The following is a 25,324-nucleotide window of genomic DNA, read 5'->3' as shown; positions in this document are numbered from 1 at the left end:
GTCCGGGAAGGTGGGCTACCCCCTCCGTCTGAGGCAGCCTAGCTGGCGGGCCTGAGCGGTTGCTCCCCGCACACTGGCCGCCCGGCGTGACTTCAGAAGTATGCGAAAATCACTCCGGGGTTTGTTTTGAGCCTGCCGTGCTTTCCAGGAAGGGCCGCCGAGTGGAACTCCGTGATTACATTCGCATTCTGCGCAAGAGCTGGGTGCTGATTGTGCTGTTCGCCCTTCTCCTCGTGGGCGCAGCAGCTACCCTTTCGATTCTGCAGACGCCGGAGTACAGCGCCACGGCCACGGTTTTCGTGTCGACGCAGTCCGCCGGAAGCACCTCCGAGCTGGCTCAGAGCAGCAGCTTCACCGTGCAACGCGTGAAGACATACTCCAACCTTGTTCTCACCCCTATCGTGCTTCTTCCGGTGATCGGGTCGCTCGACCTTCAGGTCACGGCGGACGAACTCACCGAAAAGGTGACAGCGTCAGCTCCCCTGGACACGTCACTCATCGATATCACGGTGACGGACACCAACCCGGTGCGTGCAGCAGAGACCGCGAACGCCATTTTGGAGAGCCTCACGATCGTCGTGACCGAGATCGAGACGCCGGCCGGCGCCGATGCTGTGTCGCCGGTAAAGCTCACCCGCGCGCAGCAGGCCACTGTGCCCGCCGTTCCGGTGAGTCCCAACGTTCCGCTGAATATTGCGCTTGGCGCTCTCGTGGGGCTGGCGCTCGGCGTCGGGTTCGCCGTGCTGCGCGAAACCCTCGAAACCCGCATTCGCAACGAACGCGACGTGGAGCAGGTCACTGACATTCCGATTCTCGGGGGTATCGTGTTCGACCCCGAGGCGGTGGAACGACCGCTGGTTGTGCACGTCGACCCGCGCAGCCCGCGCGCCGAGTCGTTTCGAACCCTGCGCACCAACCTGCAGTTTCTTGATGTGGAGCGGCTGGACCGCGCCTTCGTGGTGACATCATCGGTCGAGGCCGAGGGTAAGAGCACCACCGGCGCCAACCTCGCCATCGCGCTGGCCGACTCCGGATCGCGCGTGCTCCTCGTCGACGCGGACCTGCGTCGTCCGAGAATCGCGGAGTACATGGGTGTCGAGGGCGCCGTCGGGCTCACGGACGTGCTCATCGGCAAGGCCGACGTGGAGGAGGTCTGTCAGCCGTGGGGAGACGCTCACCTGTTCGTGCTGCCCGCCGGGCAGATTCCGCCCAACCCGAGCGAACTGCTGGGTTCGGCGCGCATGACCCACATCATTGAAGAGTTTAACCGCGCATTCGACGTGGTGATCTTCGACGCGCCTCCGCTGCTGCCCGTGACCGACGCCGCGGTGCTGGCCGAGAACGTGGGGGGCGCCCTCGTTGTCGTGGCCGCCGGACGCACGCACAAGAACCAGCTGAAGGGGGCGCTCGCGGCGCTCACCAACGTGGGCGCCTCCGCGTCGGGGCTCGTGGTCACGATGCTGCCGACGAAGGGGCCCGATGCCCATGGCTACGGAAGCTACGGCTATGGCTATGCTTCCGACCTTGAAACTGAGGTTGAGGCCAAGCGCACGAGCGGGCGGCGTCGTTCGAAGGTGACGGCGTGAGCGCGGGCGAGGCCCTTGGGCGCAGGGCCGCACGAAAAGCTCCGTCTCAGGAGCCCTCAGTCGCAGATCCGCTCACGATTCTGGTGGTGTGCACGGGCAACATCTGTCGGTCTCCGCTTGCCGAACAGCTCCTGAAGGCCCGATTTGCGGCAGCCGAGGTGGAGGCGCGCATTTTCAGTGCGGGAACACGCGCACTCGTCGGCCATGACATGACTCCGCAGGCCGCGGCCCTGGCCGTGGAGTACGGCGGCGACGGCGCCGGTCACAGCGCGCAGCTGCTCACCGCAGAGCTGATCGCCCAGGCGGATCTCGTGGTCACCGCCACGCGCGCACACCGCAGCGCCGTCGTGTCCATGTACCCGAAAAGCACACGCTACGCGTTCACGTTGAATCAGCTGGCCCGCTTGTCGGCCGGCGCGTCGGCCGAGCCCGCCCTAAACCACCCCGCGACCATCACGTCGTATGTTGAGGCGATTGCGGCCTCCCGCGGGTTGACGCCGCCTCCCGTGGATGCCGGCGACGACGACATCGAAGACCCCTACCGGCAGTCCGATGCGGTCTATGCCCGCGCGGCCGCGTCAATTGACGCCGCCGTCACCACCATCACGACGGGGATCGCCGCCTTCACCGCAAAACGGTAGCCGACTCCCTAAATCTTCCACTCGTCGGGACCTGAGGCCTCGAGACCAGATTGCAACGATTTGGCCATTTTGTTCTCTTTGACCACAAATCACTTGCGCGCGCTGGGGATTGTGTTTTATGCTCCCTCTAGGCGATCGAAACGTTTAAACAATGGAGTTGCTCATGGCAAACATTCACGATGTGGCACTGGCCGCCGGAGTGTCCATCAGCACGGTCTCCTATGCGCTGAGCGGCAAGCGGTCGATCGCCGCGTCCACCAAGCGCCGCGTGGATGACGCGGTGCGAGCCCTGGAATATCGCCCCAATGCCGGCGCGCGCATGCTCAAGGGCGCACGCACCAATATTCTGGCGCTGAGCGCTCCCATGCACGCGGGCACGCACGCCCCCGCCCACATGACCTTTGCCCTCGCCGTGGTCACGGCGGCGCGTACCTATGACTACGACGTGCTCCTGCTCACGCAAGACGAAGCCACGAGCGGTCTGCGACGTGTCGTGCGCAGTTCACTCGTCGACGGAATCGTTCTGCTCGACGTGTCGCAAGACGACCCGCGCACGGCGCTCGTGCGCGAACTCGGTCTGCCCACCACGGTCATCGGAATTCCGCGGGATGCGAGCGGACTGACCTGTGTCGACCTCGACTTCGAGCACGCGGCACGCCTCGCCCTACGGCGACTCACCGATATGGGGCACCGGAGAATCGGCCTGCTCGGGCAGGCGCCCGCCGTGTACGACCGCGGATCCAACTTTCCGCTGCGGTTTCGGGACGCATTCCTGGCCGATGCGGTCGAGGCCGGCGCGACGACCTTCTTCACGCCCACCGCGGAAGACTCGGCCAGCGTGCGCAGCGCCGTCGACAGCATGAGCGCCGCACTGCCGGGCATGACGGCGTTGGTGTTGCACTGCAACGAGCCCGTGCAATCGATGGTGCTGGAGCTCTTGAGCCAGCGCGGCGTCTCGGTGCCCCACGACCTCTCGATCATTTCGGCGTGCTCAAGTTTTTCAACCGACCATCTCAGCCCACCGCTCGACGTGATCCCGCTGCCCGCCGACCTGTCCTGCACCCGAGCCATCGAGCTCACCATGGCGCAGCTGGCCGGCTTCGTGGAACCGCATATTGAACTCATCGAACCCACCTACACCGACCTGGGATCGACCAGGCCCGTCACACACAGCTAACCGGCACGGGAGGAGGACCACATTTACGGAACTATCGAAACGTTTCGACAATCTCGCATTCGACCCGCATTCTTGCACCAGAAGCACCCTACAAGGAAGTAGAAACAGTGAAAAAGACAACCCGCAGCCTCTCCGGCATCGCCCTGATCGGAGTCAGCGCGCTGCTGCTCTCCGGCTGTTCCGCCGGCGCTGACAGCGCCGCTGCCAACACGCTCAAGCTCTGGCACTTCGAAAGTGAAACCAGCGCCATGGGCATCGCCTGGGACCAGGCCATCAAGACCTTCGAAGAAGAGACCGGCGCAACGGTCGAATTCGAAGAGAAGAGCTTCGAGCAGATTCGCTCGACGGCCAGCCAGGTACTCAACTCCAACGAGGCACCCGACATCCTCGAGTACAACAAGGGAAACGCCACGGCCGGCCTGCTCGCCAGCCAGGGGCTGCTCACCGACCTCGACGACGCCGTAGACCAGTACGGCTGGGATGACGCCCTCGCCCCCTCCCTGCAAACCACGGCCCGATATGACGAGAACGGCATCATGGGCTCCGGCCCCTGGTACGGCGTTCCCAACTACGGCGAATTCGTCGAGGTGTACTACAACAAAGACATGTTCGCGGCCAACGGCCTCGAGGTTCCCACGACCGTGGCCGAGCTCGAAACGGTCATGAAGGCCTTCACCGACAGGGGCATCACCCCACTTGCCGAATCAGCCGCGGAATATCCGCTCGGCCAGCTCTGGTACCAGCTCGCACTCACCAAGGCGGACCGCAGCTTCATCGACGACTACCAGCTGTACGCCGGCGACGTTGATTGGTCCGGACCGGAGCTCACCTACGCGACCGAAACGATCAAGGACTGGACCGACGCCGGCTACATCAGCACGGATTCCACCGGCCTGAAGGCAGAGGATGCCGGAACCGCCTTCATCAACGGCACCTACCCGATCTTCTACTCCGGTTCGTGGTGGCACAACCGCTTCACCACCGAGGCGACCGGCTTCGACTGGGGCACCTTTCTCTTTCCCGAGACGGACTTCGCACCCGGCTCCGCCGGCAACATGTGGGTCGTTCCCGAGAAGGCCGCCAACAAAGACCTCGCCTACGAGTTCATCGACATCACCATGCGGCCCGAGATCCAGGCCCTCATCGGCAACAACGGCGGAATCCCCGTGGCCGCCAACGCCGACGACATCACCGACCCGAAGAGCCAGGAACTGATCAAGAACTTCACCACCCTGACCGAACGAGACGGCATCGCGTTCTACCCCGACTGGCCCACGGCAACGTTCTACGACCAGCTCAACGCCGGCCTGCAGGAACTCATCAACGACACGAAGTCACCCGCCGACGTGCTCGAGCAGCTCGGCGGACAGTACCAGTCCGGCGTCGACGACATCGTCGGTTAACACCGGCAGAACCGGTCGGGGGCCGCACGGCCCCCGACCCGCCCACGCCACACACACGAAGGACATCGCATGACGACAGCATCCGATACAGATGCTCCCGTTGACGCTCCCCGGGCTTCGAAGACACCAGCCCGGCAGAGCCTCATTCCCGGGAGCAGCCCCAATAGATTCTGGATCTACCTGATCCCCGGCATGGCGCTTCTGACCCTGATCATCGTCGTGCCGCTCATCTGGAACATCTACCTCACCTTCACGGATTACCGCGGCATCCGCCCACCGGAATGGGTGGGCCTGGAGAACTGGGTGAAACTCGCCGGCGACACGGTCTTCTGGACCTCGTTCGGCAACTCGATCGCCATGATCCTCGCCATGGTGGTGGTTCCCACCCTGCTCGGCCTGGTGCTCGCGGCCATGCTCTTCGACCTCATCGGCAAGAAATTCGGGGGCAAGTTCGCGAGCTTCCTGCGCGCCACCTATTACCTGCCGCAGATCCTCCCCGCTGTGATCGCCGCGATCGTGATCGGCTGGATCCTGCGCCCCCAGAACGGCGCACTCAACGAGGTGCTCAACGGCATCGGCCTCGGAGGGCTCGCGCAGAACTGGCTCGGCAACCCCGACACCGCGTTGCCCAGCATCATGGTGATCATGATCTGGGTGCAGCTCGGGTACCCGATCGTCATCTTCATGGCGGCGCTGCAACGCGTCGACCCCGAGCTCTACGAGGCCGCCGAACTCGACGGCGCCAACTGGCTGCAGCGGTTCACGGCCATCACCGTCAGCATCATCCGGCCGGAGATCTTCGTGGTCACTCTCACCTGCACCATCGCCGCCCTCAAGGTGTTCGGGCCCATTTACACCCTCACCGGCGGCGGCCCGGGCACCTCCACCATGGTTCCCGCGTACTACGCCTACAGCGAGTTCTTCCAATCCCAGCAGGTCGGCTACGGCGCCACCATCGCCACGGCGCTCACCATCGTGATCGCCGTGGTCTCGATCGTCTTCCTCCTCGCCCAGACCCGACTCGAACGCAAAGAAGAGGCCATCTGATGTCGACCGATACCGTCCTCGCGCCGCAACCGGCCGCGACCCCGGCGGCCCCCGCACGGCCTGCCCGTCGCAGAAAGGGCGGCAGCACCACCCGCAAAACCGCGGGCGACTGGGCCGTGCTCGGCGTCGCCATCCTGATCGGACTGCTGATCGCGGTGCCGTTCTTCCTCATCCTCATCAACTCCTTCAAATCCCCGGCCGACTACAACAACTCCGGGCCGCTCTCACTGCCCACCGAGCTCTACTTCGACGGAATGGTCAACTTCTGGGAGCGCGTCAATTTTCCCGAGAAGCTGTGGAACAGCTTCTTCATCTCCAGCGTCGTGGCGGTGCTCGCGGTGGGCGTGTCCCTGCTGAACGCCTACGCGCTGGGCATCGGCCGCGTGCGCGGCCGCACCTGGATCGTGCTGCTCATTTTGCTGGCCAACATGCTCCCGCAGGAGGTGCTGCTGTACCCGCTGTACTTCATGTTCAAACTCGTGGGCCTCTACGACAATCAGTGGGCCGTGATTATCATCTTCGTTGTCATCCAGAGCGCCTTCGGAACGTACCTGCTCGCATCCGTTCTCGGCACCTTCCCGAAGGAGATCCTCGAGGCGGCCTCGCTCGACGGCGCCAGCCGATGGAGCATCCTCTGGCGGGTGGTGTACCCGATCACCAAACCGACCCTGAGCGTGCTGCTGATCTTCTTCTTCATCTGGACCTGGAATGAGTTCCTCATCCCGCTCACCTTCCTCGTGAGCAACGCGGCGCAGACCGTGCCGGTGTCGATCGCGGTGTTGCAGGGCGACCGACTCATGGACGTCACCACGACGAGCGCCTCCGCCCTGCTCGGACTGCTGCCCACGCTCATCTTCTTCCTCATCTTCCAACGCACCCTCACCCGGGGCATCACCGCAGGAGCAGTCAAGTAACAATGAAATTCACCGATGGTTTCTGGCACACCCGACCCGGCGTCACCGCCCAGTACGCCCAAGAGGCCTACGACATAGAAGAGTTCGGACGCAGCCTGCGCGTGAGCGCACCCACCAAGGTCATCGAGAGTCGCGGTGACGTACTCAACCGCTCGCTGCTCACCGTCACACTCTCCTCACCGCTCGAGGGCGTCATCCGCGTACGGGTGGAACAACACCGTGGCGCAGCGACCGGTCCCGGCTTCGACCTCGTGGGTGCCCACACGGATGTCGGTACCACCGCCGTCGACGCCACGGGCGGCACGCTCGTCTCGGGTGGCCTCACCGGGCGTATCGCGCAGGGGGCGCCGTGGAACCTCACCTTCGAAGCCGACGGGCGTACGCTCACCGAAAGCGGCCACAAGTCCATCGGCCAGATGCGCCTCGCGCCCGGCGCCCCGATCACCGCCGAGCCGGCCGGAGTGGCCGGAGTCACCGCCACCGGCCTTGCGCCGGCATCCGCCTACATGCACGCCCAGCTGTCTCTCGGGGTCGGCGAGCTGGTCTACGGGCTCGGCGAGCGTTTCGGACCGCTCGTGAAGAACGGCCAGACGGTGGACATCTGGAATGCCGACGGTGGCACGTCGAGCGAACAGTCGTACAAGAATGTGCCCTTCTATCTCACCAACCGCGGGTACGGCGTGCTGGTGAACCACCCCGAGCACGTGTCGTACGAAGTGGGTACCGAAGCGGTGGAGCGGGTGCAGTTCTCCGTCGCCGGCAACGCCATCGAATACCTGGTGATCGCCGGGCCCACGCCAAAGGACGTGCTCGAGCGGTACACGGCCCTCACCGGCCGACCGGCGCGGGTGCCGGCCTGGTCGTACGGCCTGTGGCTGTCGACCTCGTTCACCACCCAGTATGACGAAGCCACGGTCACGAGCTTCATCGACGGCATGGCCCAGCGAGACCTGCCGCTGTCCGTCTTTCACTTCGACTGCTTCTGGATGCGCGAGTTCAACTGGACCGACTTCGAATGGGACCCGCGCGTGTTCCCCGACCCCGAGGGCATGCTCGCCCGGCTGCACGAGAAAAACCTGCATGTGAGCGCCTGGATCAACCCCTACATCGCGCAGCGCGCCGGAATCTTCGACGAGGCCCGGGCCGCCGGGTACCTGGTGAAGAAGGCCAACGGTGACGTGTGGCAGTGGGACATGTGGCAGGCCGGCATGGCGCTCGTGGACTTCACCAACCCGGATGCCGTCACCTGGTTCCAGGGCAAGCTGCGGCGCCTCTTCGGCCAGGGCGTCGACGCCATCAAAACCGATTTCGGCGAGCGCATCCCCACGGATGTCGTGTGGCACGACGGCAGCGCACCCGATGTCATGCACAACCTCTACAGCCAGCTCTACAATCAGGCCGTGTTCGAGGTGCTGCAGGAACACCGGGGCGAAGGCGACGCGGTGCTGTTTGCGCGCTCGGCCACCGTGGGCGGACAGATGCAGCCCGTGCACTGGGGCGGAGACAACTCGTCGAGCTTCGAATCGATGGCGGAGACCCTGCGCGGCGGACTGTCGCTCGCGTTCAGCGGTTTCGGCTACTGGAGCCATGACATCGGGGGCTTCGAGGGCATGCCCGACGCCGCGGTCTTCAAACGCTGGCTCGCCTTCGGGCTGATGTCGAGCCACTCCCGCCTGCACGGCTCCACCAGTTACCGGGTGCCGTGGCTGTTCGACGACGGCACCGAGGAGGCCGGCCAGAGTGCGGTCGACGTGACGCGGCGCTTCACCACGCTGAAGCTCGCGTTGATGCCCTATCTCTACGGGGTGGGGCTGGAGGCGCATCGCTCGGGCACGCCGTTCATGCGGCCCATGCAGCTCGAATTTCCGGGGGACCCGGGCGTGGACTACCTGGACCGGCAGTACCTGCTCGGTCCTGACCTGCTCGTGGCGCCGGTGTTCAGCGCCCAGGGCGACGTGCAGTACTACCTGCCCGCCGGAACCTGGACGAACTACCTCACGGGCGAGGTCGCCCAAGGGCCGGTGTGGCGCCGGGAAACCCACGCCTTCGACAGTCTGCCCCTCTGGGTGCGGGGCGGGGCGGTGCTCGTGACCGGTTCGCGGGCCGACCGGCCCGACTACGACTACACGGATGACGCGCTCGTCACCGTGTACCCCGGGGGAGCGGGCACCACGCGCACCGTTTCGGTGGCCAACCCGCTCGACGGCACACAGATCGACCTCACCGTCGCGGAGGTCGACGGCGAGATCGTGGTGACCAGCAGCTCGGATGCACCCTTCCGCGCCCGCCGCGCCGGCGGCACCATTGTGGCCTCCCACGAACGAAAGGCAACCCTGTGACACTCAACACGGACTACCGCGATTCCGGCCTCGAGTTTCCGAAGGACTTTCTTTTCGGTTCCGCGACCGCCAGCTACCAGGTGGAAGGCGCCGTCGACGAGGGCGGCCGCGGGCCGTCGATCTGGGACACCTTCAGCCACACCGAAGGCAAAATCTGGAACGAAGACACGGGCGACGTGGCCGCCGACCATTTTCACCGGATCGAGGACGACCTCGATCTGATGGTGCAGCTCGGCCTGCAGGCGTACCGCTTCTCCATCGCCTGGTCACGCATTCAGCCGACCGGCTGCGGCCCCGCGAACGAGAACGGGCTGGACTTCTACCGGCGCCTGATCGACGGGCTGATCAGCCGCGGCATCCGCCCCATCGCCACGATGTACCACTGGGACCTGCCGCAGGCGCTCGAAGACGAAGGCGGCTGGACAAACCGGGCCACCGCGTACGCCTTCGCGGACTACGCCCGCATCCTCGGCGCGGCTTTCGGTGACCGGGTCGACACCTGGACCACCCTCAACGAGCCCTGGTGTTCGGCGTACCTCGGCTACGGCTCAGGAGCGCACGCCCCCGGTCGCACCAACGGCGCCGACGCGCTCGCGGCGGTGCACCACCTCAACCTCGCCCACGGGCTGGCGATCCAGGCGCTCCGACCGCTCGTGACCAACGACCCTGACTTCTCGATCACCCTCAATCTGCACGTTCTGCGGGGTGAGGGCGAGACCGGGCCCGAGGCGGTCCGGCAGATCGATGCGCTCGCCAACCGGGTGTTCCTGGGCCCGCTGCTCACCGGCGCATACCCGGCCGACGTGCTGGAAGACACGAAGCAGATCACCGACTGGGCGTTCGTGTTGCCCGGCGACACCGAAATCATTCACCAGCCGCTCGACGTGCTCGGCGTGAACTACTACTCCACAACGCTCGTGCGGCTGTGGGACGGGGTCTCCGCGCGGCAGAACGCCGACGGCCACAAGGACGTCGGAGGGTCTCCGTGGCCCGGCGCCAATCGGGTGGAGTTTCTGCCTCAGCCCGGGCCGTACACGGAAATGGGCTGGAACATCGAGCCGGCCGGCCTCGAAGACCTGCTGGTCTCGCTGCACGAGGAGTTTCCGGCTCAGCCGCTCATGGTCACCGAGAACGGTGCCGCATTCGTCGATGAGGTCGTGCAGACACCCGACGGACCCCGAGTGGAAGACCCGCAGCGGGTCGACTACCTGCGCCGGCACTTCACGGCCGCCCATCGTGCCATGGCCCGCGGCGTCGACCTGCGCGGCTACCAGGTGTGGTCACTGATGGACAACTTCGAGTGGGGATACGGCTATTCCAAGCGCTTCGGCATCGTGCACGTGGACTACGACACTCTCGTGCGCACCCCCAAAGACAGCGCCCGCTGGTACAGCGAACTCATCGCCACGCGACGTATTCCCGAGCCGGAACGCGCCTGATCCGACCTCGTGTGGCGGAACGGGTACACTCAGCGCCGATAGGGTCGAAGCATGAGGATTCAAGCATGAAGATATCGGTCATCGGTTGCGGCTATTTGGGCGCCGTGCACGCGTCCGCGATGGCGGATCTGGGGCACGACGTGATTGGGATCGACGTGGACGCGCAGAAGATCGCGCATCTTTCGGAGGGGCGTCCGCCGTTCTTCGAACCGGGGTTGCCGGAGGTGCTCACGTCGGCGATGGCGTCGGGTCGGTTGCGCTTCAGTTCCGACATTGCCGATGCCGCCGGCGCGCGGGTGCACTTTGTCGCGGTGGGCACGCCGCAGAAGGCCGGCAGTTATGCTGCCGATCTCACGTATGTGGATTCGGCGATCGACGCGCTTCTCCCGCACCTGAACGCCGGCGACCTCGTCGTGGGCAAGAGCACAGTTCCGGTGGGCACCGCGGCCCGTCTCGCGGGCATCGTGGAGGCCTCCGGCAGCGGGGCGAGTCTCGCTTGGAACCCGGAATTTCTGCGAGAAGGTTTTGCGGTGCAAGACACCATCAGCCCAGACCGCCTCGTGTACGGTGTGCCCGACGGTGAGGCCGGAGCGCACGCGACGGCCCTGTTGAGTGAGGTGTACGCCGCGGCGCTCGAGGCGGAGACCCCGCTGGTCGTCACCGACTACGCGACCGCCGAGCTGGTGAAGGTCGCCGCGAATGCGTTCCTGGCCACGAAGATCAGCTTCATCAACGCTATGGCCGAGATTGCCGAGGTGACCGGTGCTGACGTCACTCAGTTGGCGGATGCCATCGGTTACGACAACCGCATCGGCCGCCGTTTTCTCGGTGCCGGCGTGGGTTTCGGCGGCGGGTGCCTGCCGAAGGACATTCGTGCGTTCACCGCGCGTGCCGAGGAACTTGGCCGCGGTGAGTCGGTCGCCTTCCTGAAGGAGGTTGACGGGATCAACCTCCGTCGTCGTCAGCGCGTCGTGGATCTGACCGTGAGCGCGCTGGGCCCGGCCATCTACAAAGCCAAGGTCGCGGTGCTCGGCCTGAGCTTCAAGCCGCACTCCGACGATGTGCGCGACTCACCGGCCCTCGACGTGGCCGTGCAGCTGCGCGGCCTGGGTGCGGAGGTCGTCGCGACGGACCCGCAGGCCATAGACAATGCCCGCGCGCGGCATCCGCAGCTCACCTATTCGGAATCCCTGGAGGACACCCTGCGGGGCGCCGATGCCGTGGTGCTCGTGACCGAGTGGCCCGAGTTTCGGCACCTCGACCCGGTCTGGGTGGGCTCGCTCGTGCGCACCAAGACCATCGTCGACGGCCGCAATTCCCTCGACCCGGCAGCCTGGCGCGCCGCCGGCTGGACGTACCAGGGACTCGGGCGGCCTTAGAAAACGCTGGGGCACGAGGCGCACACCGAAGATGCCCCTCTAACTGAGTGCACGCCGTGGCGAATCGCGGCGTCTGCTCTGGTTTACTACTGGCATGGAGCCCTCCGACGTGCCGCAACCTCTCGAGGCGGGCCCCACCGTGTCGAGAGTCGCGGTCGTGCGCGTCGCGGTCGCGCTGCTGATCCTGCTGCATCTGGGGGCCGCCTGGGTGGGCGTGAGGGCGGTCATGGCCAAGAACGAACTGCAGAGCGCGATTCCGCTTGCCGCCACGATCCGCACGCAGATCGCCTCCGCAGACGGTCAGGCCGCGGGCAACACTTTCGCCAGGCTCGCCCCGCACGCCGAGCGGGCCCGGAGCCTGACCGGCGATCCGATCTGGCGGGCGTACGAGATGATTCCCCTGCTCGGTGACAACCTCACGGCCGTGCGCAAGGTTTCATCCATTGTCGACAACCTGGTTCAGGATGCCGCGGAGCCGCTCACCCAGATCATGGGCGAGGTGCACGTGGCCGACTTCAAGCCCGTCGACGGCGTGCTCGACCTGACGCCGCTCACCGTCGTTCAGCCGCAGATCAGCGCCGCCAATGTGGCCCTGACGAAAGCGCAACGCAACGTGCGGGCCATCGACGCGTCGCGCACAATCCCTCCCGTCAAGGATGCCCTCGCCCGGCTCACGAGCGTGGTGGGCGAAGCGACCACCAGCATCGACACCCTGGACGGCGCCGTTCGTCTGCTGTCCGACATGCTGGGCCGCAGCGGCCCGCGCGACTATCTGCTGCTCGTGCAGCACCCCGGCGAGCTGCGTTCGACGGGTGGCGTTTCGGGGGCGATGGCGATCCTGCACACCGAGAACGGGAAGATCACCCTGGCGCAGCAGGCGTCGAGCGAGGAGTTCAAGTCCACGGCCGAATCCGTGCTGCCGCTGCCGGCCGACACCACGGCCATCTACGGTGAAACCACCGGCCGGTTCGTGCAGAACGCCAAGCTCACCCCGCACTTCGCGCTCACCGGCGCACTGGCGCAGGAGATGTGGCCGCTCAAGTTCGGTCTCTCCGTCGACGGGGTGCTCACCGTTGACCCGGTCACGCTCGGCTACCTGCTGGAGGCCACCGGGCCGGTCATGCTGTCCACGGGCGAGGTGCTCAACGCGGACAACGTGCTGCAGATGCTCACACGGGACGTGTATGAGCGCTATGCGGACAAGAACGATCAGGACGCGTTCTTCTCGGCGGCCGCGGAATCCGTCTTCGAACACGTCCTGGCGGGGCGGGCCGACTCGGTGAAGCTCATCGCGGGATTCGGCCGGGCGGGTACCGAGGGGCGCGTGCTCGTGTGGAGCACGCACGCGCCGGAACGGAAGGTGTTGGCCGGCACGACGCTCGCCGGGGAACTGCCGCAGAGTGACGCGCAGACCTCGCGGTTCGGCGTGTATCTCAACGATGCAACCGGCGGAAAAATGGACACCTACCTCAACGTGAAGGTGGTCCTCGCACAGGGAACGTGCAGCGCAACGGGTCGCCCCAGCTATCGGGTCGGCCTGACGCTCACCAACGCCGCCCCCCTCGACGCGGGAACGACGCTGTCGCCTCGGGTCACCGGTGACGGCCGGCTCGGGGTGACTCCGGGAAGCGTGGAGACGCTCGTGTCGGTCTACGGCGTGCCCGGCATGAACGACCTCGGGCTGACGCGTGACGCTGCGACCGTCGACCACACCGAGGCGATGGATGCCGGGTATCCGGTGAGTGCGGTGAGCGTGAATTTGGCGCCGGGTGAGAGCACCGAGCTGCGCTTCGACTACCTGGGCCAGGTGGCCGCCACCAGGGAGGTGTTGGCGGTCGGCACCCCCGTCATCACCTCTCAAACGCCGGGGAACCTGGCGTTCGACTGCGAGTGACCGTGCGGTGGCCGGCGTCTGCCGGGCTAGGCTTGCACGAGCCCTGCGGCGCCGAGGGGTGCCTCGAGTCATGACGTGGGCCGAACTGTGAGGAACAACACCGATGACTGCACTGCCCCGCCTCGTGGCCTTCGACCTCGACGACACCCTCGCCGCATCAAAGTCCCCGCTCGACGCGCGCATGGCCGCGCTGCTCGTACGCCTGCTCGACGTGGCCGTGGTGTGCGTCATCTCAGGGGGAAACTTCTCGCAGTTCAGGATGCAGCTCGTCGACAACCTCGAGAACGTTTCCGACGAGGCGTTGACCGGTCTGCACCTGCTCCCCACGTGCGGCACGCAGTACTACCGCCACGCCGACGGCGCCTGGACGCAGGTGTACGCGGAGAACCTCAGCGACGACGAGAAGTCCCGGGCGCTCTCCGCCGTAGAAACCAGCGCGCGCGAGCTCGGCTACTGGGAATCCGACACTTGGGGCCCCATCCTCGAGGACCGCGGCTCACAGATCACCTTTTCGGCGCTCGGACAGGGCGCCCCGGTGGAGAGCAAGGTGCGATGGGATCCCACCGGTGAGAAGAAGAACGCCCTGCGGGAAAAGGTGCAGGGCCTGTTGCCCGACCTCGAAGTACGGTCGGGAGGGTCGACATCCGTTGATATCACCCGTCGCGGCATCGACAAGGCCTACGGCATGAAGCGTCTTGCGGAACTGACCGGTGTGCCGCTCTCGGACATGCTCTTCATCGGTGACCGCCTCGATGAGAACGGCAACGACTATCCCGTGAAGGTGCTCGGCGTCGAGTGCGTGGCTGTTGCCGGATGGGAAGACACGGCGGCCTACCTCGAAACGCTCATTCCCCGGCTCGCCGCCCAGCCCTAGACGTCAGGTCTGGCGCCAGGGAATCAGAGCACGGAGCTGGCGTGCCATTCGGCGCGGTGCTCGCTGCAGCAGAACCGCAGGGCCCCATACCGCGCGGCCGGCTCGAGAGTGTCGACGCCGCAGAGCGCGCACTTGCGTCGGTTCCGCAGTTGCCGGAATGAACGACGCAATGAAATGAGCACAACCCCCACTCTAGGTGCTGTAAAGCCGTCGCGCGGTGGAGGAGTTTGTGCCGGCTGACGGCCACGCGTGAGTGATGCCGATGACCACGAGAGCCAGCGCGGCGCCGCACCCGGCCCCGAACGTATTCGCGATGATGTCGTTCACCGTGGCAAATCGGGCGGGCAGAAAAACCAGCTGCCCGACCTCGATACAGAAGCTGGCGGCGAATCCGGCAAAAATCGCGAACCACCAGTGCCGCGCCCCGACCAGGATGACGCCGAGCAGGCCGACCGGCACAAAGAGAGCGATATTGGCCGCGAACTCGACGAAATCGTAGGTCAGCCAGCCGGGAGCCCCATGGCGCTGCAGGGCGGCGAGGAACGACACCAGGGGGCCGTGCACGCCCCGATCGACCGGAGAGGGCCAGAATGCGATCAGCGCGAGCGCCAGAAGATAGGCAAGGCCCAACACGGCGGCGAGGCGGCGCAGGGCCGCATGGCGACCCAGACGTACGTCGTTCACGCTCATACCACTACACGCTTGGGCGGTGGGTACATGGCAAATAGGCACACCCGGCCGCTCACCATTGATTTGACCATGATGGACAATTCTGAGCGCCCCGGTGCGCCCGGCTGACCCGCCTGAGCATCAGCCGGGAAAGCGGCCGGTGTTCGCCCTAGGACGAGGCGGCGACGCGCTTCGGCAGAGCGAAGACCAGCACCAGGGCAATCACGCTGAACCCGGCGCTGACGGCCATGGCGCTCGTGGCACTGGCCGTGAACGCGGTGGCGAGCGCATCCGGCCCTGGCCCCTTCACCGTGAGGGTGCCGAACAAGACGCTTCCGATCACGGCGATACCGATCGCGCTGCCCACGCGTTGCATCACGCCGACGACCGCGCTCGCGGCGCCGGCCTCCGTACGATCCACGGTCGCCACGATGAACTGCACGTTCGGTGCGATGAAGCATCCGCTGCCGAGCCCCGCGATGAGCAGCGGTGCCAGCAGGTGCCAGTTGGTGAGGTCGCCCACCGGAGTCAGCAGCAGAACGAGCCAGATCCAGATGAGACCCACGGTGACAAACGCCACACCGAGCACGAGCACGGTACGACCGAGAAGCTCCGAGAGCCGATGGCTCTGGGACGCCCCGATGATGCTGCCGATGGCGAACGGAATGGACACAATCCCCGATTCGAGGGCGGTGTGGCCGAGGCCCGCCTGCCACAGGATCGAGATGGTGAAGAAGATGCTGGTGAACGCCGCGAAGTACACGAGCGCGAGAATGACGCCACCGGTGAACGCCGGGTGGCTGAACAACCGCGGCGGCACGATCGGGTTGAGCCCGCGACGCGCGTAGGCGACTTCCCAGACGGCGAACAGCACGATGAGTACCATGGCGCCGGCGAGAGAGACGAAGGTCCACCACGGCCAGCCCTGGTCTTCGCCTTCGATCAGCGGCACCAGCAGCGCCACGAGCCCGGCGGAAACGAGCAGCAGGCCCACCCAGTCGAGGGCGACGCGGGCCGGTGCGACGGCACCGGGTGCGCCGCCGCCGGCAACAGACGCCTCGGCCCGCGAGGGCAACAGACGGGCGGCGGCGACCAGGGCGACAATACCGATCGGCAGGTTCACCCAGAACACGAGCCGCCAGCCGTTTTCGTCGCCGAAGGCCTGGATGATGAGCCCGCCCACGATCGGTCCGAGGGCCGTGGAGACGCCGATGACGGAGCCCAGAATAGCGAAGGCCTTGCCGCGAGCCTGCGGGGGGAACATCAGCTGGATGACCGCGGTCACGGCGGGAACGAAGATTCCGCCGGCGAGGCCCTGAACGACGCGCGCGACGATCAACTGCAGGTCATTCTGCGCGAGCCCGCACGCGAGGCTGGCCAGGGTGAACAGGGCGAGCCCGGTGAAGAACACCCACTTGTGCCCGATCCGGTCGCCCACGCGACCGGCCGGGATGAGCGCGAGGCCGAAGGCGAGGGCGTACCCGGAGATGATCCAGGACAGCGTCGCCTCAGAGGCATCGAGGCTCGTGCGGATGGTGGGCAGCGCCACGTTGACAATGGTCGTGTCGAGCAGCGCCATGAACATGCCGGCGAGAAGCACGATGAGCGCCTGCCACGCACGGCGGGAGACGACGACGGCGGGGCGGAGCTGAGGAGCAGTCTTCGACATGGTGTCGGTCCATTCGCGTGGGGAGGAAAGTCGCTAAGGGAAACAATAAAACCCCCACTCCGAAGAGTGGGGGTTTTATTACTACAGTCGGGGTAACAGGATTTGAACCTGCGACCTCGTCGTCCCGAACGACGCGCGCTACCAAGCTGCGCCATACCCCGATGGCCCGTGGGCCTCACTCAGTATAGGTCCTGTTGGGCCGGTCTGGCGAACCGACAGAACAGCGGGCGTTTCGCCCGCGGCAGTGCGTCAGGCTGCGGTGAGGGTGAGCAGCGTCGCCTCCGGGCGGCACGCGAAACGCACCGGAGCGTAGATCGACGTGCCCAGGCCGGCCGATACGTTCAGGAACGCGGTGCGCAGCCCGAGGTTCCACAGGCTGAGGCCCTTCACCTGGCTGCGGGGAATGTCGCAGTTGGTCACGAGCGCGCCGAAACCGGGAACGCACACCTGTCCGCCGTGCGTGTGTCCGGCGAGAATGAGCTGCGCGCCGTGGTTCACGAGGGAGTTGAGCACCCGCTGGTACGGCGCATGCGTCACCCCGATCGTCACCGTGGGTCGCGGCTCAGGAGCCGTGCCGGGGTCGGGCCAGCGCTCGTCCGAGAGCGGATCGTTGGCCCGCAGGTCGTCGATCGCGCGCGTGATCAGGTCGAGGCGGTCGCGCCCGATGTGCGGGTCATCCACACCGAAGAACTCCACATGCGTGCCGTTCACGTCGAGCGCCTCGGCCGCATTGTTGATGTCGGCCCAGCCGAGGTTCGTGAACACGGTGCGCAGCCGGTCGGTGTCGAGGGTCTCGTGCGAGCCGCCCGCACGGCGCTTGGACGGCCCGGCGAAATACCGGAACGGGTTCTTGAGCTGCGGGCCGACGTAGTCGTTGGAGCCGTTCACGAACACGCCGGGCACGTCCTGGAAGGGAGCGAGGGCGAATTCGACACCGTCGATGCCGTCGGCGTGGCCGAGGTTGTCGCCCGTGTTCACAACCAGATCGGGTTTCACACGGGCGAGGCTGCGAACCCACTCCTGCTTGTCTTTCTGCCACGGGGCCATGTGCAGGTCGGAGATGTGCAGCACGCGAATGGGGGCAGCGCCCGGTGCGAGCACCGGAACGGTCACCTCACGCAGAGTGAAGCGGCGGCGCTCCACGAGAGCGCCCCAGGCGAAGGCCGCGAGGCCGGTCGCCGCGACGAGAACGGAGGCGGCGGCCACGATGCGCCCGCCGCCTCCCGCGCGGGGCAGGGGAGTGCGTGCCACGTGCACGGCGTCCTGCAGCTTCAGAAGATCGAGGATGTCTGCCGAACTCACCCGGCTCATCCCTTGGGCCCCTGACCCGGGGAGTCCCCGGCCGCGGCCGGTTTCTCCGTGCCAACCACGATCGTCACCTCGGAGCCGGGTTTGGCGCCGGATCCGGCCTCCGGTGACATCGAGATGACCTTGTCCTTCTGGCCGGGTTCCGTCGCGGCCTGCTCGGTTTTGGTGACCTTGAACTTGAGGGGATCGGCGGTGAGTATGGCCTTGGCTTCCGCCTCGCTCTTACCCACCACATCCGGGATCACCACACCGCTGCCGTTGCTCGAGGACACCGTCACCGTCGACCCGCGATCGGCCGTGGTCCCACCGGCCGGGTTGGTGCTCGCCACGGTTCCCTCGGGCATCTCCGAATCCACAGGTCCACCGTCGGTGAACTCAAAGCCGGCGGACGTCAAGGCGGACTTGGCCTCTGCCATGGACTTGCCGCGGAGGTCGGGTACCTTCACCTGCACGGCCTGCAGCACGGCGTTGGAGGCTTCCTTGAATGCGTCCCCGCCGTACTTCGCGTTCGCGACCGACATGACGTCGGGCCACATGCGGTGGCGCGCGTCGGACGCTCGACCACTCGGGAAGTACGCGCTGCGCTGGCTCTTGTAGGGGCCGCTCACATTCACGACGCCGACAACCGTGGCAACCTCGCTGCTCGCGCCGCTCATCCAGGTGTCTTTCGCGTCGTCAGTGGTGCCTGTCTTGCCGATTACGGGAACCCGCGGCGACGTGTTCGCATAGGACTGCCGGGCGGTTCCGCTCGTCATGACGCGCGACATGGCGTACGTCATGCCGGCGGCGACCTCCGGTTCAACCGATTGCGTGCAGGTGGACTCCGGCACGGGCATCTCGGTTCCGTCGGCCGCCACCATCGACTCGATGGCGATCGGCGTGCACGTCGAACCGTTGTTGGCGATGCCGGCAAACGCGGTCGCCATGGTGAGCGGTGCGATCTCGTTGGTGCCGAGAACCGCGCCGGCGCCCTTGAACAGATCGCCGCCGTCGGCGCGGTGCACGCCGAAGGACTCAGCCGTGTTCTTGATACCGCAGAGGTCGAGCTCCTTGGCCATTCCGATGAATCCGGTGTTGATGGAACCGATCGTGGACTGGAGGGCGCTGTAGTTGCGGCCGGATTCGTTCGCGTCGTTGCGAGGGTTGAATCCGGGGAAGGTCTGTGGGCCGTCACAGCTGTCCTGGAATGTTCCCCAGTTGGATTTTCTGGAGCTGTCCACACGTTCGTTCAGGGTGTGGCCTTCCTTCAGCCATTCGGCGAGAGTGAAGACCTTGTACGTTGATCCGGGTTGGAAGCCGAGCGAGCCGCCCTGTGTGCGGTCCGTGTTGTAGTTGATGGCCTCGTAGTTGGCCCCGGTCTGGTTGGGATCCTGCGTGTAGTCCTTGTTCTGGGCCATCGCCAGAACCTTGCCGGTTCCCACTCCGACGCTGGACACGACAGCGCCCACGTCCCAGTTGGCTACGATCTTTGGCACGTTCGCGTCGAGGGTTGCGACGGCCGCATTCTGCAGATCGAGATCCAGCGTCGTGAAGACGTTGTAGCCGCCGCGACGGAAGTTCGTGAGACGAGTGTCGGCATCGGCACCGAAGGTGGGGTCGCTCTTGAGGATGGAGGTGACGTAGTTGCAGAAGTAGGCGTTGGCGCCGGCGGTCTGGCATCCGGTGGCCGAGGTGGTGATGGTCGGCTCGATCGGGGCGGCGATGGCCGCGTCGTAGTCTTCCTGGCTGATTTTCTTGTACTGCAGCATCTCGCCGAGGATGTAGTCGCGACGCACCTTGTTGTCGGCGTAGCCGTTGGCCGCACCGTTGGTTTCACTGTCCGGTCGGTCGAGCTGGTACTTTACCGGGTTGTTCACGATCGCCACCAGGCTCGCGGCCTGGGGGAGGGTGAGGTTCGCCGCGGTGGTGTTGAAGTAGTAGTTCGCGGCGGCTTCGATGCCGTACACGGTGCCACCGAAGCCGGTGATGTTCAGGTACTGACGCAGGATGTCTTCCTTGGCGTAGTTCTTGTCCACGCCGATGGCGAGCCGCATCTCCTTGAGCTTGCGGTCGATGGAGATCTCGGTGGCGTCCTTGTAGCAGGCCGTAAGTTTGTCGGCGTCGTTCATCGCCTCGCATTTTTGGATGAGCACGTTTTTGACGTACTGCTGCGTAATAGACGATCCACCGCGGGTGGCACCGCCGGCGAGTGTGGACACGGCGCCGCTCACGGTGCCCTGCAGGTCGATGCCGCCGTGTTCGAAGAATCGGGGGTCCTCACCGGTGACGGCGGCATCCTTCACGAACTGGCTGATCGCGTCGGAGGAAACCTCGACGCGGTTCTGCTCATAGAAGGAGGCGAGCAGCACGGGTGTTCCGTCGGACTGCTTCGCGTAGATGTTGCTCTTCTGGGCGAGCTGATCAATGGACAGGTAGTCCGGCATGTTCTCGAACACGTTGATGGTGTTGGTGGCCGTCATCCCCGAGAGGGCAAGGGCAGGTGTGACGGCGACGGTCACGAGGACCCCGGCGACAGCGCTCATACCGATGAAGGCCAGGAGCCCCGAGAGGGCTCCGCTCACCGTGCGTTTTTTGGCAGACATAGACTTGAGCGTAAGCGACAAATCTGGAAATCCGCCTCAATAGGAGTCACATGCCCACCTGGGAGTACCTCACAACGCCGTTGATGATTCACAACACCGCCGCAATCCTGAACAACTGGGGCTCTGACGGGTGGGAACTCGTTCAGGTTGTCACCGGTCCGGAAGGAGGCCTCGTGGCCTACATGAAGCGTCCGATCGCGGCCGCAACCGTGGAAGGGGCCTAGGCAATGTCACAGGTTGAGGCTCGCCTGGTCGAACTCGGCATCGAACTGCCGCCCATCGTGGCCCCGGTCGCCGCGTACGTGCCGGCCATGGTCGCCGGTTCGCTGGTGTACACCGCCGGCCAGCTGCCCATGATCGCCGGGGCGCTCCCCGCCGCCGGCAAAGTGGGCGACGGTCCCGGACTCGTTCCGGCTGACGACGCCAAGGCCTACGCGCGCCAGTGCGCCCTGAACGGCCTCGCGGCCATCAAGGGCGCCATCGGTTCCCTCGACCGCATCACGCAGGTCGTCAAGGTCACCGGCTTCGTCGCATCCGACCCGGCCTTCACCGGTCAGCCCGGCGTCATCAACGGTGCTTCGGAGGTGCTCGCCGAGGTCTTCGGAGACCGGGGCCAGCACGCTCGCTCCGCCGTGGGCGTGGCCGTGCTGCCGCTCGACGCCCCCGTTGAGGTTGAATTCATCGTGGCCTTCGCCTAAAACGGCCCCGCACACACGTATGGCCGCTTCCCTCGGGAAGCGGCCATACGTGTGTTGACGGGTGCTACTTCATCTTCTGCGTGATGATCTGCATCACCGAGGTGTCGGCGAGAGTGGAGGTGTCTCCCACCTCGCGGCCCTCGGCCACGTCGCGCAGCAGGCGACGCATGATCTTGCCTGACCGGGTCTTCGGCAGCTCGTCCACGATGAACACCTCCCGCGGGCGGGCGATCGCACCGATCTGCTGGGACACGTGCGCCCGCAACACGGCACTGATGTCCTCATGCGACGCGGTCTCCGCCTGGCTGAACTTGATCACCACGAACGCCACAACGGCCTGCCCGGTGACCGCGTCCGAGGCGCCGACGACGGCTGCCTCCGCGGTCAGCGGGTGCGCCACGAGCGACGATTCGATCTCCGCGGTGGAGAGCCGGTGTCCCGAAATGTTCATCACGTCGTCCACCCGCCCGAGCAGCCAGATGTCCCCATCGTCGTCGAGTCGTGCCCCGTCGCCGGCGAAGTACAGCGGGCCGTGCTTCGCGCCGGTCGTGCCCTCGAACTTGTCCCAGTAGGTTTCCTTGAAGCGCTCCGGGTCGCCCCAGATGCCGCGCAGCATGGCGGGCCAGGGTTGCGTCACCACGAGGAGGCCGCCGTTGCCGTGGCCCACGTGCGTGCCGTCGTCATCGAGGACGTCGATCGCGATGCCGGGGATCGCGACCTGCGCGGCACCGGGTTTCGTTTCGGTGACGCCGGGAAGGGCGGACACCATGATGGCGCCGGTCTCGGTCTGCCACCAGGTGTCGACCACCGGGGTGATGTTTGCGCCGATGACCTCGCGGTACCACATCCACGCCTCGGGGTTAATGGGCTCGCCCACCGAACCGAGCACGCGCAGGCTGGTGAGATCGAACTTCTGCGGAATCTGCCGGCCGAGTTTCATGAAGGTGCGAATGGCCGTGGGCGCCGTGTACAGGATGCTCACCTTGTACTTCTCGATGATCTCCCACCAGCGGCCGGGGTGCGGCGAATCCGGGGTGCCTTCGAACAGCACCTGGGTGGCGCCGTTCGCGAGGGGGGCGTACACGACGTAGGTGTGGCCGGTGATCCAGCCGACGTCGGCGGTGCACCAGTAGACATCCGTTTCGGGCTTCAGGTCGAACACGTTCTTGTGTGTGAAGGCACCCTGGGTGAGGTAGCCGCCACTGGTGTGCAGGATGCCCTTGGGCGCCCCGGTCGTGCCGGAGGTATAGAGGATGAACAGCGGGTTTTCGGCGGGAAATGCTTCGGCCACGTGCTCGGCGTCAACGGAGGCGAGTTCGTCGTGCCACCACAGGTCGCGGTCGTTCCATTCCACGTCCTGGCCGGTGCGCTTGACCACCAGCACGTTCTCGACCGAGGAATCCCCGGACTGCAACGCGGCGTCGACGGCCGGCTTGAGGGCGGAGACCCGGCCCTTGCGGTAGCCGCCGTCGGCGGTGATCACGAGCACGGCGTGGGCGTCGTCGACGCGTGAGCGGAGGCTCTCGGCGCTGAAGCCGCCGAAGATGACCGAGTGCACGGCGCCGAGGCGGGCGACGGCGAGCATCGAGATGACGGCCTCGGGGATCATCGGCAGGTAGATGGCGACCCGGTCGCCGGTCTTGACGCCGAGTTTGATCAGAACATTGGTGGCGCGCTTCACCTCGGCGGTGAGCTCCGCGTAGGTGATGTCGCGGGAATCCCCTGGTTCTCCCTCGAAGTGCAGCGCGACCCGGTCGCCGTTGCCGGCGTCGACGTGACGGTCAAGGCAGTTGTAGGCGACGTTGAGTTCTCCGTCGTCGAACCACTTCGCGAACGGCGGGTTCGTCCAGTCGAGAGTCTTGGTGAACGGCTTGTGCCAGTGCAGCAGCTCGCGCGACTGATCGGCCCAGAAGCCGAGTCGGTCCGCCTGGGCATCGGCATAGAGCTCGGGACTCGCCGCGGACTGCGCAGAAAACTCGGGCGTGGGCGCGAATCGCTGTTTACCGGATTCGCTGTGGAGGTGATCAATCTGAACGCTCATAATTCTGGTGTCGCTCCTTTGCGATGCGTGAATGCAGGCGTGGGCTCGCCACCCCTGAACCATACCGCTATGGATGGGACACTAAATGAACGCCCAGCGCCAGGGCGAAAATATGTGGCGCGCGACCCGAAAGCCCCCTGACTAGGGGGTACCGGTTTAGGGGGCCTGTTTGGACTTGCACTTCTGCCCACGCCAAGTACACTGATATCCGTCAGAGCGAAAGTTCTGGCCAGCGATGCGCATGGTTCCCCCCAATCTGCGTGTTGCTAGGCGGCGTCTGTTCCCCCCAATAGGCGCCGCCCCCTCGTTTTAACGCCGTTGGGCATCCCCGAGGTTCTTTCGCGATGACGACGGCTCGTCTGCCCCGCTGGTCGAGGCGCGACGAAGGAGCGATCGAGGCCGCGTAAGCCGACTCTCAAACCGGGCTCACCGGCCAGACCAACGGCCCGGTGCACCCTGAACTGGATGCCTCCACAGGCGGGCCTGCCGCCGGGAGTGCACTAGTGAAGCCTTCGCCGGGCGTGGGCCTGGCCCCGCCGATATTGTCGGCCGCATGACTGAGCCATTCGTCGCCGTCCCCTCCTATAACGTGCCGGATTCGGCGCCTGCCGCAGCCCCGCCCGTGCCGGCAGCCCCGCCACGGCCCGGGACGGCTGCCCGTCCGGACCTGCCGGGGCGGGCGGATGCCGGGCGTGCAGATGCTGTGCGCGCCGAGGCGCTCGGCCCGCTCGCGCGGTACGCCGTCGACCCGCTCGTCACCGACCTGTTCGTCAACGGGGAATCCGGGCTGTGGGCGGATACCGGCACGGGCCTCGAGCGTCAGTCGAGCTGGGGATGCTCGGAGGCGGAGGCGCGGCACCTGGCGGTTCGCCTGATCGCGCTCGGCGGGCGCCACCTGGACGAGGCGAGTCCCTGCGTGGATGTGCGGCTGGCCGAAGGCATCCGCGTGCATGCCGTACTTCCCCCGGCCTCCAGTTCCGGCACGTTGATCTCAGTGCGGCTGCCTCGTCGCGAGCGGTTGAGCCTCGCCGCGCTGCGGGCGGCAGGAATGCTGGGCAGGGAACCGGCGGCAGCCGCAGTGCTCGAGCGGTTGCGCCTGGCCGTGACGGACAGGGAGAACCTGCTCGTGACCGGCGCCGCCGGAACCGGCAAGACCACCCTGCTCTCGGCGCTGCTCGGTGAGGCGCCGCACGGGGAACGCATTGTGGTGATCGAAGACGTGGCCGAGCTGCGTGTGGCGCACCCGCACGTGGTGGGCCTTGAGGCCCGGCAAGCCAATCTGGAGGGCGCCGGACGGATCGGGCTGGACGCTCTCGTGCGGGAGGCGCTGCGCATGCGGCCCGACCGGCTGGTGCTCGGGGAGTGTCGCGGAGCCGAGGTGCGGGATCTGCTGACCGCGCTCAACACAGGGCATGATGGCGGAGCGGGAACCCTGCACGCCAATTCGCTGGAAGACGTCGCCGCGCGGCTGGAGGCGCTGGGCGCGCTCGCCGGGATGAGCGCGGAGGCGGTTGCGCGGCAAACCGTCAGCGCCATCGGTCTCGTGTTGCACCTGGAGCGTTACGGCACGCGGCGGCTGCTCACCCGGATGGGCCGATTCGATCTGGATGACCGTGATCGACTCGTGGTGGTGCCGGCGTGACCGTGCGTGACGCGGGCCCGCA

At 66.1% G+C, this 25,324-nt stretch carries 19 protein-coding genes and 1 tRNA gene; 14 read left to right on the top strand and 6 right to left on the bottom strand.

Annotated features, from left to right (window positions below):
- Positions 1-161 precede the first annotated feature (161 nt).
- The 11 genes from AC1MB9_RS12625 to AC1MB9_RS12575 all read left to right on the top strand — a co-directional run bounded on the left by AC1MB9_RS12625 (position 162) and on the right by AC1MB9_RS12575 (position 14,693).
- Positions 162-1,586, top strand: coding sequence for a tyrosine-protein kinase domain-containing protein (locus AC1MB9_RS12625; protein WP_479962294.1), 1,425 nt, complete (start codon positions 162-164; stop codon positions 1,584-1,586).
- The gene (locus AC1MB9_RS12620; protein WP_479962293.1) at positions 1,583-2,227 is read left to right on the top strand and encodes an arsenate reductase/protein-tyrosine-phosphatase family protein; all 645 of its coding nucleotides are present in this window, start codon (positions 1,583-1,585) and stop codon (positions 2,225-2,227) included. Before AC1MB9_RS12625 ends, AC1MB9_RS12620 begins: the two co-directional genes overlap by 4 nt.
- 163 nt (positions 2,228-2,390) lie before the next feature.
- On the top strand, positions 2,391-3,404 hold the full coding sequence (locus AC1MB9_RS12615) for a LacI family DNA-binding transcriptional regulator (RefSeq protein WP_479962292.1): 1,014 nt from the start codon (positions 2,391-2,393) through the stop codon (positions 3,402-3,404).
- 107 nt (positions 3,405-3,511) lie between these two features.
- On the top strand, positions 3,512-4,807 hold the full coding sequence (locus tag AC1MB9_RS12610) for an ABC transporter substrate-binding protein (protein WP_479962291.1): 1,296 nt from the start codon (positions 3,512-3,514) through the stop codon (positions 4,805-4,807).
- A gap of 69 nt (positions 4,808-4,876) precedes the next feature.
- Complete coding sequence (locus AC1MB9_RS12605) at positions 4,877-5,854, top strand: carbohydrate ABC transporter permease (RefSeq protein WP_479962290.1); 978 nt, start codon at positions 4,877-4,879, stop codon at positions 5,852-5,854.
- Positions 5,854-6,768, top strand: a complete 915-nt coding sequence (locus AC1MB9_RS12600) for a carbohydrate ABC transporter permease (RefSeq protein WP_479962289.1) — start codon at positions 5,854-5,856, stop codon at positions 6,766-6,768. The genes AC1MB9_RS12605 and AC1MB9_RS12600 overlap by 1 nt, the downstream gene beginning before the upstream one ends.
- 2 nt (positions 6,769-6,770) lie before the next feature.
- On the top strand, positions 6,771-9,107 hold the full coding sequence (yicI, locus tag AC1MB9_RS12595; RefSeq protein ID WP_479962288.1) for an alpha-xylosidase: 2,337 nt from the start codon (positions 6,771-6,773) through the stop codon (positions 9,105-9,107).
- A complete protein-coding gene (locus tag AC1MB9_RS12590) occupies positions 9,104-10,546 on the top strand; it encodes a GH1 family beta-glucosidase (RefSeq protein WP_479962287.1) in 1,443 nt (480 codons plus the stop codon). The genes yicI and AC1MB9_RS12590 overlap by 4 nt, the downstream gene beginning before the upstream one ends.
- Positions 10,547-10,611: 65 nt before the next feature.
- Entirely contained in the window at positions 10,612-11,925 is a 1,314-nt protein-coding gene (locus AC1MB9_RS12585; RefSeq protein ID WP_479962286.1) for a UDP-glucose dehydrogenase family protein, read from the top strand.
- 94 nt (positions 11,926-12,019) lie between these two features.
- Positions 12,020-13,819, top strand: coding sequence for a DUF4012 domain-containing protein (locus AC1MB9_RS12580; protein WP_479962285.1), 1,800 nt, complete (start codon positions 12,020-12,022; stop codon positions 13,817-13,819).
- Positions 13,820-13,922: 103 nt separating this feature from the next.
- Positions 13,923-14,693: an HAD-IIB family hydrolase gene (locus AC1MB9_RS12575; protein WP_479962284.1), complete on the top strand. Its 771-nt coding sequence runs from the start codon at positions 13,923-13,925 to the stop codon at positions 14,691-14,693.
- A 192-nt stretch (positions 14,694-14,885) separates the two neighbouring features.
- Here AC1MB9_RS12575 and AC1MB9_RS12570 read toward each other — a convergent pair whose 3' ends face one another.
- The 5 genes from AC1MB9_RS12570 to AC1MB9_RS12550 form a co-directional block, all read right to left on the bottom strand.
- Complete coding sequence (locus AC1MB9_RS12570; protein ID WP_479962283.1) at positions 14,886-15,377, bottom strand: VanZ family protein; 492 nt, start codon at positions 15,375-15,377, stop codon at positions 14,886-14,888.
- 154 nt (positions 15,378-15,531) lie between these two features.
- Positions 15,532-17,031: a DHA2 family efflux MFS transporter permease subunit gene (locus AC1MB9_RS12565; protein WP_479962282.1), complete on the bottom strand. Its 1,500-nt coding sequence runs from the start codon at positions 17,029-17,031 to the stop codon at positions 15,532-15,534.
- Between the two features lie 87 nt (positions 17,032-17,118).
- A tRNA-Pro gene (locus AC1MB9_RS12560) sits at positions 17,119-17,192 on the bottom strand.
- Positions 17,193-17,280: 88 nt separating this feature from the next.
- Positions 17,281-18,240, bottom strand: a complete 960-nt coding sequence (locus tag AC1MB9_RS12555) for a metallophosphoesterase (protein ID WP_479964642.1) — start codon at positions 18,238-18,240, stop codon at positions 17,281-17,283.
- A gap of 98 nt (positions 18,241-18,338) precedes the next feature.
- The gene (locus tag AC1MB9_RS12550; protein WP_479962281.1) at positions 18,339-20,921 is read right to left on the bottom strand and encodes a transglycosylase domain-containing protein; all 2,583 of its coding nucleotides are present in this window, start codon (positions 20,919-20,921) and stop codon (positions 18,339-18,341) included.
- 50 nt (positions 20,922-20,971) lie between these two features.
- On the opposite strand from AC1MB9_RS12550, the gene sp36 reads away from it, so the two are divergent.
- Both sp36 and AC1MB9_RS12540 read left to right on the top strand, forming a co-directional pair.
- Positions 20,972-21,145, top strand: a complete 174-nt coding sequence (sp36, locus tag AC1MB9_RS12545; RefSeq protein WP_479962280.1) for a Sp36 family protein — start codon at positions 20,972-20,974, stop codon at positions 21,143-21,145.
- Between the two features lie 3 nt (positions 21,146-21,148).
- The gene (locus tag AC1MB9_RS12540; RefSeq protein ID WP_479962279.1) at positions 21,149-21,619 is read left to right on the top strand and encodes a RidA family protein; all 471 of its coding nucleotides are present in this window, start codon (positions 21,149-21,151) and stop codon (positions 21,617-21,619) included.
- Positions 21,620-21,683: 64 nt separating this feature from the next.
- Here the strand turns inward: AC1MB9_RS12540 and acs are convergent, their stop codons facing one another.
- Complete coding sequence (gene acs / locus AC1MB9_RS12535; protein WP_479962278.1) at positions 21,684-23,660, bottom strand: acetate--CoA ligase; 1,977 nt, start codon at positions 23,658-23,660, stop codon at positions 21,684-21,686.
- A 553-nt stretch (positions 23,661-24,213) separates the two neighbouring features.
- On the opposite strand from acs, the gene AC1MB9_RS12530 reads away from it, so the two are divergent.
- Positions 24,214-25,302, top strand: coding sequence for a TadA family conjugal transfer-associated ATPase (locus tag AC1MB9_RS12530; protein WP_479962277.1), 1,089 nt, complete (start codon positions 24,214-24,216; stop codon positions 25,300-25,302).
- The last annotated feature ends 22 nt before the right edge of the window (positions 25,303-25,324 follow it).

The organism is Cryobacterium sp. AP27, assembly GCF_056680495.1.
Note: the sequence above shows the minus strand (reverse complement) of the source record. Positions and strands in the feature narration are given on the sequence as shown.